Raw genomic sequence first — 16,639 nt, 5'->3', positions numbered from 1 at the left:
CCGCGTGTTCACGCGTGGCTCAGCCGAACACCTCGCGGAATTTCAGCAGCGACTTACGCAGATCCCCCGACACCGCCATGGCCGCGGTCTTACCCACGGGCCCGATCAGCGGCAGCCCACCCAGATCAACAGTGAAGGTTACTTCCGATCCGCTGGAAGTGGGAGCGATGCCCAGATCCAGCTTCGCCTTGACCCCGCCTTTGCCGTTGCCCTTGAGGCGGACGTGCGAGACCGGCTCGAACTTCTCGACCACCCAGTCGAAGCGGACGCGGGTGCCTTTGACCCGCACGATCGAGGAGACCTCGGTGCCCTTGCGAAGGTCGGCGGACGCTGGGATCGGGCTGCGCCACGTCTCGTGGATCACCAGCCATTCGCTGTACCGCGAGAGATCCGATGCCGCGGCCCAGGTATCTTCCGGTGACAGATCAACGCCGATGGAGTCACTCGTCTTCGCCATGACCCAAGAGAGTAGTGCCCCCGCCTCCGCCGCCGAACAGGCACGTTCGCTGCTGGGCTCGCAGGTGACCGGGCACGGGGTGACGATCCGGCTGACCGAGGTCGAGGCGTACGCCGGTCCCGACGACCCGGCGTCGCATGCCTACACCCGAACCGCCCGCTCGGAGATCATGTACGGGCCCCCGGGACGGTTGTACGTCTATCGCATCCACGGCCACCATTGCGCGAACGTCGTCGTCGCCGGGCCGGGACCCGCTGCTGCGGTGTTGCTGCGCGCGGGCGCGGTGGTCGACGGCGTCGACCTCGCACGCGCCCGGCGCGGTGCGACGCGCTCGGGGCCGGTCCCCGACGCCAAGCTCGCCAGCGGGCCGGGCAACCTGTGCCGTGCCCTCGGGCTCACGATGGCCGACCTCGACACCGATCTCGCCGACCCGTCGACCCCGGTCACCCTCGACCCCGGGGCACCGCGTCCGGGGGAACGCGTCGTCGCGGGGCCTCGGGTCGGGGTCCGCCGCGCTGCCGACCTGGCGTGGCGGTTCTGGATCGACGCCGATCCCACGGTGTCGGCGTATCGCCGACATCCGCGGGCGCAGCTCTGAAAACTACTCGGACTACCGCTGCGGGTGCTGCGGCTGCTGGGGGTTCTGCGGCCGGGGATTCTGGGGCTGCGGGCTCTGCTGACCCGGTAGCGGCTCCCCGGGGTTGGTGGGATTGGTCGGCGGAGTCTGTCCCGGGTTTCCCTGTCCCGGCGCGCCGACGGCCTTGCGCACGGCGTCCTGCGCCTTGTCCACCTGACCCGAGTACTTGTTCTTGGTGACCTTGTCGATGGCGTCGCCGCCCTTCTCGATCAGGCTCGGATTCTTCTGCAGCGTGGCCCTGGCCTTGTTGACGAGTCCCTTGAGATCCATGACGTCTCCTCTGATCGACGTGCCGGACACCTTCCGGCCACTTGCCGCAGATTCTATCGGTCGGACGTGAGCACCCCGCTGACCTGCGCTTCGTCCCCGTGCTGATCGTTGTCATGCGTGGCGACCCATCGGGGCGCCACCCGCGAGACGACCTCGACACACGCGATGCCGACCGCCGCCGAGAGCAGGGCCACCGTGTTCATCCCCCAGTTCGACGAGTCGAGCCGGAACAGGTCCTGGGTGAACGGCCACGCGAAGATCAGCACGTATGCGGCGGCGGAGACCGCGAGGAGCACCGCCTTCCACCAGTTGTACGGACGGGCGACCACGGCGAGGACGTAGACCGCGATCGCGATCAGCGTCATCAGCGCCGCGGTGGCGGCCTGCGTCTGAGGCTGCGAGAGTTCGACGGCGTCACCACCCACCTCGACGCCGGCGCCGCCGGGGTTGACGATCACGTAGGTCACGAAGGTGCACAGGCCGACGATGATGCCGTTGGGCACGGCGCTGAGCAGCACCCGCCGTACGAAACCACGCCGGGCCCGCTCGTTGTTGGGGGCCAGCGACAAGACGAACGCCGGGATGCCGATGGTGAACCAGGCCGAGATCGTCACGTGGATCGGCTGGAACGGATAACTGAGCGGGTCGGACCCGAACAGTGCGCCGAGAAGTCCGCCGACGCCGACGAACAGTGCGAGCAACACCGCGTACACGGTCTTGGTCAGGAACAGATTGGAGACGCGCTCGATGTTGCCGATCACACGCCGACCTTCGCCCACCACATACGGCAGGGTCGCGAACTTGTTGTCCAGCAACACGATCTGCGCCACCGACCGGGCGGCCGAGCTGCCCGAGCCCATCGCCACGCCGATGTCGGCGTCCTTGAGCGCGAGGACGTCGTTGACTCCGTCGCCGGTCATCGCGACGGTGTTGTCCCGCGATTGCAGCGCCTTCACCATGGCCCGCTTCTGATCCGGCCGGACCCGCCCGAACGTGACGCCCCGTTCGACGACGTCGGCGAGTTCGCCCGTCTCCGAGGGCAACTCGCGCGCGTCGACCGAGGACTCGGCCGATCCGAGGCCCAGCGACGCGGCGACCGCCCCCACCGACCGGGCGTTGTCTCCGGAGATGACCTTCACCGCGACGTGCTGCTGTCCGAAGTAGTCGATCGTGTCGCGCGCATCGGGCCGGACCCGCTGTTCGAGGACCACGAGGGCCACCGGCGAGACGGTTCCCGGAGCGACCTGACCCGGCGCGGGTTCGGTGTCCACGGCCACGTCGGTGCAGGCCAGCAGCAGCACGCGGAGTCCGGCGGCGCCGATGTCGGAGGCGAGGCGGGCCGTCTCGCCCTCCGGGTCCAGCAGGACGTCGGGCGCACCGATGAGCCAGTGCCCGTCGTCGGTGCCGGCGGTCGGGCCGGACCCGCTCCCGCGGAACGACATCCCGCTCCACTTGGTGGCCGAGGTGAACGGTTTGATGGCCGCCACCGACCAGTCGGGTGGGATCGGATGTGCCTCGGCGATCGCGATCATGCTGGCGTTGGGCCGCGGATCGTGGGCGGCGAGCGCGGCCAGCACCTGTCCCGCGGTCTCGGCGGGCACCGTCCCGAGGGAACGCACCTCGGCCAGCCGCATCCCGTTCTCCGTCAGGGTGCCGGTCTTGTCCGCACAGACCACATTGACGCGCGCGAGCCCTTCGATGGCCGGGAGTTCGTTCACCAGACACTGCCGCTGACCGAGCCGCACCACACCCACCGCGAAGGCGATCGAGGTCATCAGGACGAGCCCCTCGGGCACCATCGGCACCAGCGCGGCGACCATGCCGAGCAGGGACCGCCGCAACCCGTTGTCGCTGACGAAGAGTTGGTTGACGATGGTCAGGACACCGGCCGGGATCAGCAACCAGGTGATCACCCGCAGGATCTGATCGATGCCGGAGCGCAACTCGGAGGAGACCAGCGTGAACTTCGACGCCTCGGCCGCGAGCTGGGCCGCGTAGGCATCGGCGCCGACCTTGGTGGCGCGGTACGCGCCACCGCCGGCGACCACGAAGCTGCCCGACAGCACCGCGTCTCCCGGGTCCTTGTCGATCGGGTCGGCCTCGCCGGTGAGCAGTGACTCGTCGACGTCGAGTGCGATGGCCTCGACGACCTCGCCGTCGACGACGATCTGATCGCCGGCACCGATCTCGATGATGTCGTCGAGCACCACCTCGTCCGGCGGTACCTCGGTGACCTCGCCATCGCGCCGGACCCGGGGACGGGTCTGGCCGACGATCGCGAGCTTGTCGAGTGTCCGCTTGGCCCGGACCTCCTGGATGATGCCGATCCCGGAATTGGCGATGATCAGCAGTCCGAACAGGCCGTTGATGAGCGATCCGGTGAACACGACGATCGCGAACAGCACCCCGAGGATCGCGTTGATCCGGGTGAAGACATTCGCGCGGACGATGTCGGCCACACTGCGGCCGGACCGGTCGGGCAGCGCGTTGACCTGGCCGGCCGCGACCCGCTGCGCCACCTCGGCCGCGGTCAGGCCGGCGTCCGCGACCTCCGTCGGCGAGCTCACGCCGAAGCCTCCCACCAATTGGGTTGTGTCACACCGCTGCCGGTCCGCGTCATCAGGTCGATCGAACCGCCCGGTTGCGGCACCAGGATCGTCGGCTTGTCCGGCCCGGCGTCCGCCTGTAGCCGCGCGATGGGCTCCCCCCAGGGATGGCGCGCGAGGTTGAACGTGCCCCAGTGGATCGGGATGAAGACCGAGTCGGATCCCGTACCGGGCGAGACCATCCGGTGGATCGACAGGGCCTCCTCGGGGTTCACGTGGATGTCCGGCCACATCACGTCGTAGGCTCCGACGGCGATGAGGGTGAGGTCGAACGGGCCGAGTCGGTCGCCGACATCGGCGAAGCGCTCGCTGTGGCCGGTGTCCCCGGAGAAGAAGACCTTGTGCTCCCGTCCGGTGATCGCCCAGCTGCCCCACTGGGTGAGATTCCGCTCCAGCCACCGGCCCGAGAAGTGCCGCGCCGGACCGCAGGTGAACCGCAGCTCGCCCGCGCCGGTCGGCACCACCACCTCATCCCACCAATCCGCCTGCCGGATGCGATCTTCCGCGATCCCCCAGGAGGCCAGGTGCGCGCCGACCCCGATCGTCGTGACGAACACCGCATCTGGCTGGGTGTCGGCGATCGTGACGACGGTGTCCATGTCGAGATGGTCGTAGTGGTCGTGACTGATCAGGACGACGTCGAGTGGCGGCAACTGTGACGGCGCCAATGGGGCGGAGTGCATGCGTCCGGGCCCGACGAGTTGACTGGGCGAGCAGCGGCGGCTGAGGACCGGATCGGTGATGACCCGCGCGCCGTCGATGTCGACGACGGCGGTGGCGTGGCCGAGCCAGGTGACGGCGAGGTCGCCGGGGGCCTCGAAGCGTGGGACCGTCACCATGACCGGTCGGCGCGGCCGGCCGGGCCGCCGGGCCATGTCGGTGAGGACCTGCAGGCTCGGATCGGCGATCGACGGGGGTTCCGGGTTGACGAAGGCGCCGTTCCGCAGATGCGGGCTCCGCCGCACGTGCGGCGCTATCTGGTCGCGGGAGGCGCCCAGCGCGCGGGCGGGACCGAGTCCCTCGGCGGCGAGCCGCGCCACGACGGCGTCGGCCACCGCCACTCCCGCCGAACCCGCACGCGCGAGGACGTCGCGGCGCAGGTCGTTGGTGCCTTTTCTACCGGTCGTGGAGGTCACGTTCACACAGTAGTGGGTTCGGTGGCGTCACCTTGGGCAGACGGCGGTCGCGCCGTGCGGTGCACGCCTCCCGACCGTCCCCGGTGTGATCTGCGATTTCTTCCGGGTGAACGGCATTGTGCGCCTCACCGGCACTGATAGGCTGCGGCGACATTGTCCACCCGAGCATGCGCCGGCGCATGTGGTCAGGAAGATACCGCAGTGGCACGGATGTCCGTCGACCAACGTCGAAGCGCGCTTCTCGAATCGGCGTACCGTGTGATCGCCGACCATGGGGTCGAGGGCGCGACCACGCGTCGCATCTGCGCCCACGCCGGCATGCCGCTCGCAAGTTTCCACTATGCCTTCGAGAGTCGCACCGCACTGTTGTGCGCGGTCATGGAGACGGCGGTCCCCACCGACATCGAGCGCATGCTGCACGCGGTGCTGCCCGCCGCCGACTACGGACCCGAGCCGGGCGTGGAGACGATGCGGTCGAGCATGGTGAGCCAGTTCCACGCGTTCTACGACCTGCTCAAAGCCGATCCCGGCCGGATGCAGGCGACCATCGCGCTCGGCATCTATGCGCACAATCACCCGGAGCTGCAGCAGGTCGGCAAGCACATGTACGAGCAGCTCTACCGGGTGGCCTCGGCCGGGCTGCGGTCGATGGCCGACCTGACGCCCATGGAGTGGACCACGCCGGTCGAGGACCTCGGTCCGCTGATCATCGCGGCGACGAACTCGATCACCCTCGTCTACCTCAGCACCGCCGACGACAAGGTCGTCGACGCGATCATCCGCTCGATCACCGATCAGCTCATGACCCATGTCAGCTTCGGGTGAGGCGCCCGACGCGGCACCGGTGACGCCGACGCCCGCGCCGTGGCTGAGTGATCCCGAATCCTATTGGGCGGCAATTGATCAAGCGGTCGCCGATGCGGGACTCGACGCACCGGTCCTCGCACTCGACCGGGCCGCCCTGGAGCACAACGTCGCCGATCTCACCCGTCGGTCGGCGGGTGTCCCGATCCGCCTGGCCACGAAATCCGTCCGTGTCCGCTCGGTCATCGACGACATCACCGCGCGCGCCGGTTTCGCGGGGGTGCTCGCCTACGACGTGGCCGAGGCACACTGGCTCGCCACGACCTCGGGGATCGACGACGTGCTGATGGGATACCCCAGTGTGCGGCGGGATGCGCTGGCGGCCTTGGCCGCCGACGAGGTCGCGACCCGTCGGGTGAGTGTGCTCGTCGATTCCGTCGACCAACTCGACCTCATCGACGCCGTCGTGCCTCCGTCCGCCCGGCCGCCGATCCGCGTCGCGATCGACCTCGACGCGTCATACCGTCTACTGGGCGGGCGGGTGCACATCGGGGTTCGCCGCTCGCCGGTGCACTCCCGTCGTGACGCACTCGAGCTGGCACGGATCATCGTGGCACGGCCCGGCTTCGATCTCGTCGGGGTCATGTCCTACGAGGCGCAGGTGGCCGGGGTGGCCGATGCGGCGCCCGGTAAGGCGTTGGCCAACCGGGCGATTCGCGCGATGCAGCGACGTTCGATGGCCGAATTGCGCCGTCGCCGCGGCAAGGTGATCGACGACGTGCGCCGGATCGCCGACCTGGAGTTCGTCAACGGAGGCGGCACCGGTTCCCTGGAGGAGACCGCGCGCGACCGCTCGGTCACCGACATCGCCGCGGGCAGCGGTCTGTTCGGCGGCCATCTGTTCGACGGGTACGCGCGGTTCCGTCCCGCCCCGGCGCTGTCCTTCGGTCTCGACGTCGTCCGCCGCCCGGCGCCCGGCGTCGTGACCTGCGCGGGCGGCGGTTGGATCGCGTCCGGCCCGCCCGCTGCCGACCGGTTGCCCACACCCGTGTGGCCGCACGGACTCACCTACGTCGGTACCGAGGCCGCCGGCGAGGTGCAGACCCCACTGCGAGGTGCGGTCGCGGACGAGATCGCCGTCGGGAGTCGGGTGTGGTTCCGGCACACCAAGTCCGGCGAGGTGTGCGAACGAGCGCGCGAGGTCGCGATCGTCGGCCGCGACGACGCCGGGCACGCGGTGGTCGATGAGGTCGTACCGACCTACCGAGGAGAGGGCAGGTGCTTCCTGTGAGCAGGACCGTTGCGCGTTCGGCGCCCGGCTGGCGCAACTGGGGCGGCACCGCGGCCTGCACGCCGAACCAGGTGCTGCACCCGGCGAGTGCCGCCGAGATCGCCGCCATCGTCCGGGAGACGGCCGCTCGCGGCGGCACGGTGAAGACCGTCGGCGCGGGACACAGCTTCTCCCCCATAGCCGTGGCCGACGACGTGCAACTCGACCTGTCGCGCCTGCGTGGTCTGGTCGCGGTCGACGGCCACCGAGTGACCGTGCGCGCCGGCACACACCTGCACGAGATCCCGGGGATCCTGGCACCTTTCGGACTCGCGATGACCAATCTCGGCGACGTCGATCGTCAGACGATCGCCGGCGCCACCTCGACCGGAACCCACGGCACCGGGCTCGCCTTCGGCGGCATCAGCACCCAGATCGTCGGCGCGACCATCGTCACCGGCTCCGGCGAGATCGTCACCGTGACCGCCGACGACGCCGACATGCAGGCCGTCGCACTCGGCCTCGGCGCGCTCGGAGTCGTTGTGGAACTGACCATCGACTGTGTCGACGAGTTCCGGCTGCACGCGGTCGAGGGTCCCGAGACGGCCGATGCGGCGATCGCCGCCTTCCAGGAGCGCGTCGCGACCACCGACCACCACGAGTTCTACCTGTTCCCGCACACCAATTGCGCTCTGGTGAAGACGAACACGCGGGTCGGTCCCGACGCCCCGGTCACCGGGCCGTCGCGCGTCAAGCGCTACATCGACGACGAACTGTTGAGCAACAAGGCCCTTCGTTTGCTGTGCGAGATCGGTGCGCGCGCGCCGCGATTGGTGCCGACGATCAACGGGGTCACCGGTCGCGCGCTCTCCGCACGAGAGTTCACCGACTCCTCCACCGGGGTCTTCGTCTCCGACCGCGACGTCCGGTTCCGCGAGATGGAGTACGCCGTCGACCTCGAGGCCGTGCCGGAGGCGCTGCGCGAGGTCCGCGCCCTCCTCGACCGGCGCGACCACCTCGTCAGCTTCCCCATCGAGGTCCGCGCCGCCGCGGCCGATGACCTCATGCTCTCCACCGCCTCCGGACGCACCAGCGGCTACATCGCCGTACACCGTTATCACCGCGACGATCCCGCCGACTCCGATGCCTACTTCGCCGACGTCGAAGCCATCCTCACCGGTCTCGGCGGCCGGCCCCACTGGGGCAAGATGCACACCCGCGACGCCGAGTATCTACGCGGCGTCTATCCACGGTTCGACGAATTCCGTTCCGTCCGGGATCGATACGACCCGTCCCGCGTGTTCGCCAACGACTACCTGCGGCGGGTGCTGGGCGACTAGCGCCCGGCTTCAGCACTCCACCACGCTGAGCGGATCTCGGCCAGTGCACCGGCGGCCATCGCCGCCGCGGAACCCACCTCGCCCTGGCAACCCACGTCGGCACCCGAGATCGACGCCCCCGATTTGATGAGCCCGCCGATCGCACCCGCGGCCAACAGGAACCGGACGGTCACGTCGTCGGGAGCCGTAGCCGAATGGTACGTCCGTACCGACCGACGGATTGTCGGACTCGTCGTCGGTCACGACGAAACCGCCGCCGACCGAGTAATACCGTTCAGCAGGCAGTCGCGCACCGCCCCGGGTGGATGCCCGCAGTTCCATCGCGTTCGGGTGCCGCGGACGGATGACCCGCGGATGGCAACCGATGTCGTTCGCGCACGGTCATGATGCGACCCCTGTCGGGTAGAGCGGCCGAGCCTGGCTCGCGACGGTCCCTCGACGCCTGTGTGGCTCGTGGAGAAACGGTCGCACGTCCCGCTTGACACCGCAAGACCCGAGACGCACACTTGTTGCATAGCATGCGCGTCGTTGCGTATGACGCAACAAGTCAACAGTCCCCCAGCTTGGCCCGGCCGAATCCACGTGCCGTCCGACTGTCTCGAGATCGACTGCAATGCAGTTGATCTCGATGTAACCGCCATCCCGACAGATCCGTCACCGACCGTGCAGAGAGGCCCGCACTGCTGATGACTGCACCATTCGTCGCGCATGCCGCCACCAGGGCACCGGAAACCGGCACCCGCGCTCTGATCGCCGACCGCCGCGCAGGCGAGAGCCTGCCGGCGGAGTTCTATGTGAGCCGGGAGTTCTTCGACCTCGATGTCGACGAGATCTTCTCTCGGTCATGGATTTTCGTGGCCACCGAAGCCGAGATCACCGATCCCGGTGACTATGTCACCATCACCTTCTCGACCCGGTCGGTCATCGTCGTCCGAGACGACGACGGCCGGGTCCGGGCCCACCACAACGTGTGTCGGCATCGAGGGGCCCGCCTGCTCACCGAGCCCAGCGGATCGACCGGGACCCTGGTGTGCACCTACCACTCGTGGACCTACGGGATGGACGGGCGCCTCGAGTTCGCCGATGACCAGGCGCCCGGCTTCGACAAGTCCTGTTACTCGCTGCGCTCGGTACATGTCCGCACGATCGGCGGCCTGGTGTTCATCTGCCTGGCCGACGACCCGCCGGCCGACATCGACGAGGTCGCCGCCGTCGTCGAGCCCTATCTGACGCCGCACCGTCTCGCCGAGGCCAAGGTGGCCAAACAGGTCGACATCGTCGAAGACGGCAACTGGAAACTGACGATGGAGAACAACCGCGAGTGCTACCACTGCGGTGGCCATCCGGAACTCCTCAACGTGTTCTTCCCGACCTGGGGATACAGCGACACCGACGCCATCCCCAGCCGGTTGGCGCCGGCGTTCGACCGGTTCCACCGCGCCACCGCGGAACAGACCGAGATCTGGGACCGGCATGGCCTACCCCACACCCGGGTCGTAGAACTCGACACGCGCGCAACAGGGTTCCACATCGAGCGCGACGCACTCGACCTCGCCGGCGAGTCGTTCACCCTCGACGGCTCCGCGGCCTGCGGCCGCCTCCTCACCGACATCCCCGACGCGCGACTCGGCCGGCTGTCGATGCACCTGCAGCCCAACATGTGGCTGCACGTGACGAGCGACCACGCCGTGCTCTTCGCGGTCATCCCGGTCTCCGCCGATCAGACCCTGGTGCGCACCACCTGGCTCGTCCATCGTGACGCCGTGGAGGGCGTCGACTATGACCTCGACCAGCTCACCGGGGTCTGGGAGAAGACGAATCAGCAGGACGCCGACCTCGTTGCGCTCGCGCACAGCGGCATCAGCGATCCCGCTTACGTTCCCGGCCCTTACAGTACGTCGGAGATCCAGGTCGAGGCCTTCGTCAACTGGTATGTCACGATGCTGCGCCACCGACTCGACATCCCGGCCGCCGACGGTCCTTCCGGCGCGGCGGGAGCCTGAGAGCGACCATGGCCGACAACATCTTCCTGCAGTGCGTGTCCCGCACCGACACCACCCGGGACATGGCGACGTTCACCTTCCGGGTCGCGGGCGGGTCGCCGTCGCGCTCCGCTGCCGGGGATCCGGGCGGCGACCCGGACGGCCACCGGACCTTCGTCTTCGCCCCCGGTCAGTTCCTGGCGATGACCGTGGAGATCGACGGCCGGCCCGTCCAGCGCTGTTACAGCATCTCCTCACCCCCGACCCGGCCGGGGGGCCTGTCGATCTCGGTGAAGCGCGTGACCGGGGGCCATGTCTCGAACTGGTTGCACGACAACATGGTCGAAGGCATGGTGATCGCCGCCTCCGGACCGCTGGGTCGATTCACCTACACCGCCCGTCCGGCCGAGAAGTACCTGTTCGTCTCGGCCGGGAGTGGCATCACGCCGGTGATGTCCATGCTCCGATCGGTCACCGACAGCGAGTCCCCGCTCGACATCGCCTTCGTGCACAGTGCGCGCAATGTCGACGACATCCCATTCCGGGACGAACTCGAGGAACTCGCCCGTCGGCATCCGAACGTGACACTGGCGTTCGCGGCGACGCGCATGGCCGCCGGCGACTTCCCCGACTGGACCGGACACCGCGGGCGCATCGACCGCGCGATGCTCGAACGGGTCTGCCCCGACCTCGGTGACCGCGAGGTGTTTCTCTGCGGCCCCGGGCGTTTTCGCAGCGAGGTGCGCGGCGCACTGGTGTCGGCCGGCTCGGCTCTCGCTCGGATCCACGAGGAGAGCTTCGGGTTCAGCCTGCCCACCGATGACGAGTCGGAGTCCGACACCGGCGTGGTCGTCGCTTTCTCCCGACGCGCCCGGCGGGTCACCGTGGGTCCCGGCACCACGATCCTCGCCGCCGCCGCCAAAGCGGGCGTCACCCTGCCATCGACGTGTGGTGTGGGCCTGTGCGGTTCCTGCAAGGTCCGCAAGGTCTCCGGCGACGTGGTCATGAACCACCAGGGCGGTATCCGCCCACGAGAGATCGCGCAGGGCAAGATCCTGCTCTGCTGCGCCGAACCCCTGTCCCCGGTCGTGATCGATTTCTGAGGGAGACTCGACGATGACAAGCCAGAAGACACCGCGTCCCGCGGGCCTGGCGCCCCCGGGCGCCCACCTCCCCCACCACCCCGAGTTCCTTTGGCGCGCACCAGAACCCAAGTCCTCCTACGATGTCGTCATCGTGGGAGGCGGCGGCCACGGTCTCGCCACGGCCCACTACCTCGCCCGCGTCCACGGCATCACCGATGTCGCCGTCCTGGAACGGGGTTGGCTGGCCGGCGGCAACATGGCGCGCAACACCACCCTGATCCGATCCAACTATCTCTGGGACGAGAGCGCCGGGATCTACGAGCACTCGCTGAAGCTGTGGGAGGGTCTCGAGGACGAGCTCGGATACCCCATCCTCTTCAGTCAGCGCGGCGTACTCAACCTCGCCCACACCGAACAGGATGTGCGCGACAGCATCCGGCGGGTGGAGGCCAATCGGCTGAACGGCATCGATGCCGAATGGCTGGATCCCAAGCAGGTCGCGGAGGTGTGCCCGATCGTCAACACCTCCTCCGACATCCGTTATCCGGTGCTGGGCGCGACCTTTCAACCCCGTGGCGGCATCGCCAAACACGACTACGTCGCCTGGGGTTTCGCTCGCAGCGCCAGCGATGCGGGCGTCGACATCATCCAGAACTGCGAGGTCACCGGGTTCGTCACCGACGGCGACCGGGTGGTCGGCGTCGAGACCACCCGCGGCCGCATCGCTGCGGGCACCGTCGCGCTGTGCGCCGCCGGACACACCTCGACGCTCACCGACCAGCTCGGTTTCCGGGTTCCGATCCAGAGTCATCCGCTGCAGGCCCTGGTGTCCGAACTCCTCGAGCCCATCCACCCGACCGTGGTGATGTCGAACGCGGTGCATGTCTACGTGTCCCAGGCCCACAAGGGTGAGCTGGTGATGGGCGCCGGGGTCGACTCCTACAACGGATACGGGCAGCGCGGCGCCTTCCACATCATCGAGCGTCAGATGGCTGCCGCGGTGGAGCTGTTCCCGGTGTTCGGGCGGGCCCGCCTCCTGCGGACCTGGGGCGGGATCGTCGACGTCACCCCCGACGCCTCACCCATCGTCGGTGCCACCCCGTACGAGAACCTCTACCTCAACTGTGGTTGGGGCACCGGCGGATTCAAGGCGACCCCGGGCGTCGGTTGGGCGCTGGCGCACACGATCGCCACCGGCAGCCCGCACGCCGTCAACGCACCGTTCACCCTCGACCGGTTCGTCACCGGCCGCCTCATCGACGAGCACGGCGCGGCCGCCGTCGCCCACTGAACCAGCCACCGCCGAGGACACCACGATGCAGATGATCCGCTGCCCGCACTGCGGGCCCCGTGAGGAAACCGAGTTCCACTACGGTGCCGCGGCCGGTGTCGCCTATCCCGAGCGACCCGCCGACCTCGACGACACCGCGTGGGCACACTACTTGTTCTTCCGGCCCAATCCCAAGGGGGCGATGACCGAACGGTGGTGCCACACCACCGGGTGCCGCCAGTGGTTCACCGTCGAGCGCGACACCCTCACCTACGCCTTCACCGGCGAATCGGCGCCCTCGCGATCCCGCGCCGGCACGCCGTCCGCGCCCGCCGAACCCGGAGCAACCCGATGAGCACCTCCGCCCCCGACACGCCGCTCGCCCAACCCTTCCGGACCGGATCGGGCGGGCGTATCGACCGGAGCACGCCGATCGACTTCGTCTTCGACGGGGTCACCTACCGTGGCTACGCGGGCGACACCCTCGCGTCGGCCCTGCTCGCCAACGGGGTGCGGGTGGTCACCACCAGCGTCAACCTCGGGCGCCCGCGCGGCGTCACCGGAGCCTGGGCCGAGGACGCCACCGCGCAGGTCGGCATCGACGCCCCGTTCGTGGAACCGATGGTGCCGGCCACCACCGTCGCCCTGTGTCCCGGCCTCGTCGCCCACGGGGTACCGGGCTGGGGAAAGCTGAGCAGCACCGTCGACGACGCCCGATACGACTCGCTGCACCACCATCCGGACGTGCTCGTCGTCGGTGCGGGCGCCGCGGGCCTGATGGCGGCCCTCCATTGCGCCCGTGCCGGAGCCCACGTTCTCCTGGTCGACGAGCGCAGCGAACCTGGTGGCCGAACTCCCGGCGTCGCCTGGGTGGCCGAAGCCGTCGCCGAACTCGATTCGCACCCGCACGTCACGCACCTGACCCGTACGACTGCGTTCGGTGCCTACGACGACGGTTTCGTCCTGGCCGTCCAGCACCGCACCGACCACCTCGGCAGCGACGCCCCCGCACACCTCTCCCGGCAACGGGTGCACCGTATCCGGGCTCGTCGTCTCGTTCTCGCCACCGGCGCCCACGAGCGACCGATCGTCTTCGCCGGCAACGACGTGCCCGGGGTCATGCTGGCCGGCGCCGGCGGTGACTACCTCAGCCGCTACGGCGTCCGGGTCGGCCGGACGGCCGTGGTCTTCACCGCATGCGATTCCGCCTACACCGCGGCCTTCGCGCTCGTCGACGCCGGGGTCTCGGTTCCCGCCGTCGTCGACGTCCGCCCGGCCGTCAGCGCGGACCTGGGCGAGAACGCCCGCCGGCGCGGCATCCCGATCCTCGCGGGTACGACCGTGATCCGAGCGCACGGCACCGATGCGGTCACCGGGATCGACCTCAGCGACGGCTCGTCCCTGGTCTGCGACACCGTCCTGGTCAGTGGCGGTTGGAATCCGGCGGTGCACCTCTGGAGTCAACTGCGCGGAACCATCGCCTTCGACGACCGAGCCGCGACCTTCCTGCCCACGGGAACCGTGTCCAAGACCGAGATCGTCGGTGCCGCAGCGGGTTCGACCACCTTGGGCGACAGCCTGGCCGACGGTCGACGCGGCGCGGTGGCGACCCTCGCCGGACTCGGTATGGCGCCACCGGAGTTGCGCGCCATCCCGCGCGTCACCGAGCGGATTCCGGCCGCGCCGGCCGTCTGCTGGTACGTGCCCGGCAGTCCCGACGACGACACCCTCTCGTTCGTCGACCTCCAGCGCGACGCGACCGTCGCCGACATCGCCCGGGCGCTGGGTGCCGGGATGCGATCGGTGGAACACGTCAAGCGCTACACCACCATCGGCACCGGGCACGACCAGGGCAAGACCTCGGGCATCGTCACCTCCGGCATCGTCGCGGAGATGCTCGGCATCCCCGTGAACGACGCCGGCACCACCACCTTCCGTCCTCCGTACACCCCGGTGACCTTCGCCGCGCTCGCCGGACGTGATCGCGGCGACCGGTACGACCCGGTGCGGCGGACCCCGATCCACGACTGGCACGTCGAGCGCGGCGCCGTCTTCGAGGACGTCGGCCAGTGGAAACGGCCGCGGTACTACCCGCGTGGCGGCGAGGACATGCACGACGCGGCCCTCCGCGAATGCGCCTCCGTGCGAACGGGAGTGGGCATCCTCGACGGCTCCACCCTCGGCGTGATCGATGTCGCCGGTCCCGACGCCCCGGCCTTCCTCGACCTGCTCTACACCAACATGATGAGCACCCTCGCGGTCGGCAAGGTCCGCTACGGCGTCATGTGCGGCGCGGACGGCATGGTGTTCGACGACGGCACCGTGATGCGGATCGCCGACGACCGCTACACCGTGTACACCACGACCGGCAACGCCGCGGCCGTCCTCGACTGGATGGAGGAATGGCATCAGACCGAGTGGCCGGACCTCCGGGTGTGGATGACCTCGCTGACCGACCAGGTGGCCACGTTCCCGGTGGTCGGCCCACGCTCGCGCGACGTGGTGGGCACCGTGTTCCCCGATCTGGACGTCTCGAACGATGCGTTCGGGTTCATGACGTGGCGGGACACCACCTTTCGCGGCGTGCCCGTGCGGATCGGGCGGATCAGCTTCTCCGGGGAACTCGCCTACGAGGTGAACGTCGGGGCCGGTTATGCCCAAGCGGTGTGGCAGGCACTCATCGACGCCGGTGAACCGCACGCCATCACCCCCTACGGGACCGAGACGATGCACGTCCTGCGCGCCGAGAAGGGCTATCCCATCATCGGCCAGGACACCGACGGCACCGTCACGCCCCACGACCTCGGGATGAGCTGGGCGGTCTCGAAGAAGAAGCCGGACTTCATCGGCAAGCGATCATTCGCGCGTGAATCCGCGACGGCGCCCGACCGCAAGCACCTCGTCGGACTGCTGCCGGTCGACGGCAGCACCCGGCTCCCCGAGGGTTCGCAGATCATCTCCCACCGCGTCGACCGCACCCTGCCACCGCCGCCGGTGCCGATGCTCGGGCACGTGACGTCGAGTTACCGCAGCGCCGAGCTGGACCGCCCGTTCGCCCTTGCGCTGGTGAAGGGCGGTCGCGACCTCATCGGCAGCCGGCTCGATGTCCCCATCGGCGACACGCTGTGCGAAGTCGAGATCACCACAACCGTTTTCGTCGACGCGGAAGGAGCCCGACGCGATGGCTGACACCACCGTGCATTCTCTGCCGGACAACGGCGCCCTCGAACCGGTTTCGCCGTTGCAGCACTGGTCGGCGAGGTTCGCCGAACTGGCCCCGGCCGTACTGCTGCGCCCGACATCGGTGGCACAGACGGTGATCCGACCGACCGAACCCGCCGCGGCGGAGCAGCTCGACCTGCCCGGTGCCTGCCGGATGACGCGCGACGGGGACACCACGGTCGTCTGGCTGGGTCCCGACGAGTATCTCGCCTACGCGGCCGGCATTGCACCGCACGAGTTCGCCGCGGCGATGGCCGACCGTGCGCACGGCGGCGCGTATGTCGCCGATGCCTCCGGCCAGCGCACCCGCCTCGTCGTCGGCGGCCCGCACGCCGAGACGATCCTCGCCCACGGTTGCGCGATCGAGCTGTCGCCGAGGAGCTTCGGGCCCGACGACGTGGCCCAGACACTGCTGGCCCAGGCCGCGGTGATCGTGCATCGCGTTCCCGACGGATTCGCCCTCCTCGTCCGCAACTCCTACGCCGACTACCTCGCCGCGTGGCTCGTCGACGCCGCCACCGAGTACGCCATCGTGCCCGCTCCTTCCCCGCTGCCGTAGA

14 protein-coding genes and 1 pseudogene are annotated in these 16,639 nt (G+C 69.3%); 10 read left to right on the top strand and 5 right to left on the bottom strand.

Features of this window, described 5'->3' with window-relative positions:
* Positions 1–19: 19 nt before the first annotated feature.
* A complete protein-coding gene (locus GR168_RS06165) occupies positions 20–457 on the bottom strand; it encodes an SRPBCC family protein (protein WP_058251681.1) in 438 nt (145 codons plus the stop codon).
* Between GR168_RS06165 and GR168_RS06160 the strand changes: the two genes are divergently transcribed.
* On the top strand, positions 435–1,055 hold the full coding sequence (locus tag GR168_RS06160) for a DNA-3-methyladenine glycosylase (RefSeq protein ID WP_137810898.1): 621 nt from the start codon (positions 435–437) through the stop codon (positions 1,053–1,055). The two genes, GR168_RS06165 and GR168_RS06160, sit on opposite strands and share 23 nt — an antisense overlap.
* Before the next feature lie 12 nt (positions 1,056–1,067).
* Here GR168_RS06160 and GR168_RS06155 read toward each other — a convergent pair whose 3' ends face one another.
* From GR168_RS06155 to GR168_RS06145, 3 genes are read right to left on the bottom strand one after another with little or no spacing between them, the layout of a single operon-like run.
* Entirely contained in the window at positions 1,068–1,364 is a 297-nt protein-coding gene (locus GR168_RS06155; protein ID WP_058251574.1) for an antitoxin, read from the bottom strand.
* Positions 1,365–1,417: 53 nt separating this feature from the next.
* On the bottom strand, positions 1,418–3,931 hold the full coding sequence (locus tag GR168_RS06150) for an HAD-IC family P-type ATPase (protein ID WP_159370305.1): 2,514 nt from the start codon (positions 3,929–3,931) through the stop codon (positions 1,418–1,420).
* Positions 3,928–5,112 carry an MBL fold metallo-hydrolase gene (locus tag GR168_RS06145; RefSeq protein ID WP_159370304.1) on the bottom strand — a complete coding sequence of 395 codons (1,185 nt, stop codon included), beginning with the start codon at positions 5,110–5,112 and terminating at the stop codon, positions 3,928–3,930. The genes GR168_RS06150 and GR168_RS06145 overlap by 4 nt, the downstream gene beginning before the upstream one ends.
* Positions 5,113–5,307: 195 nt before the next feature.
* On the opposite strand from GR168_RS06145, the gene GR168_RS06140 reads away from it, so the two are divergent.
* Genes GR168_RS06140 through GR168_RS06130 form a run of 3 tightly spaced genes read left to right on the top strand, consistent with a single transcriptional unit; the run spans position 5,308 to position 8,520 of the window.
* Positions 5,308–5,931, top strand: a complete 624-nt coding sequence (locus GR168_RS06140) for a TetR/AcrR family transcriptional regulator (RefSeq protein ID WP_065630789.1) — start codon at positions 5,308–5,310, stop codon at positions 5,929–5,931.
* Positions 5,915–7,201, top strand: a complete 1,287-nt coding sequence (locus GR168_RS06135; protein WP_159370303.1) for an alanine racemase — start codon at positions 5,915–5,917, stop codon at positions 7,199–7,201. The genes GR168_RS06140 and GR168_RS06135 overlap by 17 nt, the downstream gene beginning before the upstream one ends.
* Positions 7,189–8,520 carry a D-arabinono-1,4-lactone oxidase gene (locus GR168_RS06130; protein WP_159370302.1) on the top strand — a complete coding sequence of 444 codons (1,332 nt, stop codon included), beginning with the start codon at positions 7,189–7,191 and terminating at the stop codon, positions 8,518–8,520. Before GR168_RS06135 ends, GR168_RS06130 begins: the two co-directional genes overlap by 13 nt.
* 32 nt (positions 8,521–8,552) lie before the next feature.
* Here the strand turns inward: GR168_RS06130 and GR168_RS06125 are convergent.
* Positions 8,553–8,720: pseudogene (locus GR168_RS06125) on the bottom strand (L-serine ammonia-lyase, iron-sulfur-dependent, subunit alpha); the annotation flags it as partial.
* 486 nt (positions 8,721–9,206) lie between these two features.
* On the opposite strand from GR168_RS06125, the gene GR168_RS06115 reads away from it, so the two are divergent.
* From GR168_RS06115 to GR168_RS06090, 6 genes are read left to right on the top strand one after another with little or no spacing between them, the layout of a single operon-like run.
* Positions 9,207–10,523 carry an aromatic ring-hydroxylating dioxygenase subunit alpha gene (locus GR168_RS06115; protein ID WP_068972037.1) on the top strand — a complete coding sequence of 439 codons (1,317 nt, stop codon included), beginning with the start codon at positions 9,207–9,209 and terminating at the stop codon, positions 10,521–10,523.
* A gap of 8 nt (positions 10,524–10,531) precedes the next feature.
* Positions 10,532–11,605, top strand: coding sequence for a hybrid-cluster NAD(P)-dependent oxidoreductase (locus GR168_RS06110; RefSeq protein ID WP_068972038.1), 1,074 nt, complete (start codon positions 10,532–10,534; stop codon positions 11,603–11,605).
* 13 nt (positions 11,606–11,618) lie between these two features.
* Positions 11,619–12,878 (top strand): sarcosine oxidase subunit beta family protein, encoded by a 1,260-nt coding sequence (locus GR168_RS06105; RefSeq protein ID WP_065630784.1) that lies wholly within the window; start codon positions 11,619–11,621, stop codon positions 12,876–12,878.
* Between the two features lie 25 nt (positions 12,879–12,903).
* Positions 12,904–13,212, top strand: coding sequence for a sarcosine oxidase subunit delta (locus GR168_RS06100; RefSeq protein WP_159370301.1), 309 nt, complete (start codon positions 12,904–12,906; stop codon positions 13,210–13,212).
* Positions 13,209–16,046 (top strand): 2Fe-2S iron-sulfur cluster-binding protein, encoded by a 2,838-nt coding sequence (locus GR168_RS06095; protein WP_159370300.1) that lies wholly within the window; start codon positions 13,209–13,211, stop codon positions 16,044–16,046. Before GR168_RS06100 ends, GR168_RS06095 begins: the two co-directional genes overlap by 4 nt.
* Positions 16,039–16,638, top strand: coding sequence for a sarcosine oxidase subunit gamma family protein (locus GR168_RS06090; protein WP_068972040.1), 600 nt, complete (start codon positions 16,039–16,041; stop codon positions 16,636–16,638). Before GR168_RS06095 ends, GR168_RS06090 begins: the two co-directional genes overlap by 8 nt.
* Position 16,639 lies beyond the last annotated feature (1 nt).

The organism is Gordonia sp. JH63 (assembly GCF_009856645.1).
GTDB lineage: Bacteria > Actinomycetota > Actinomycetes > Mycobacteriales > Mycobacteriaceae > Gordonia > Gordonia hongkongensis.
Note: the sequence above shows the minus strand (reverse complement) of the source record. Positions and strands in the feature narration are given on the sequence as shown.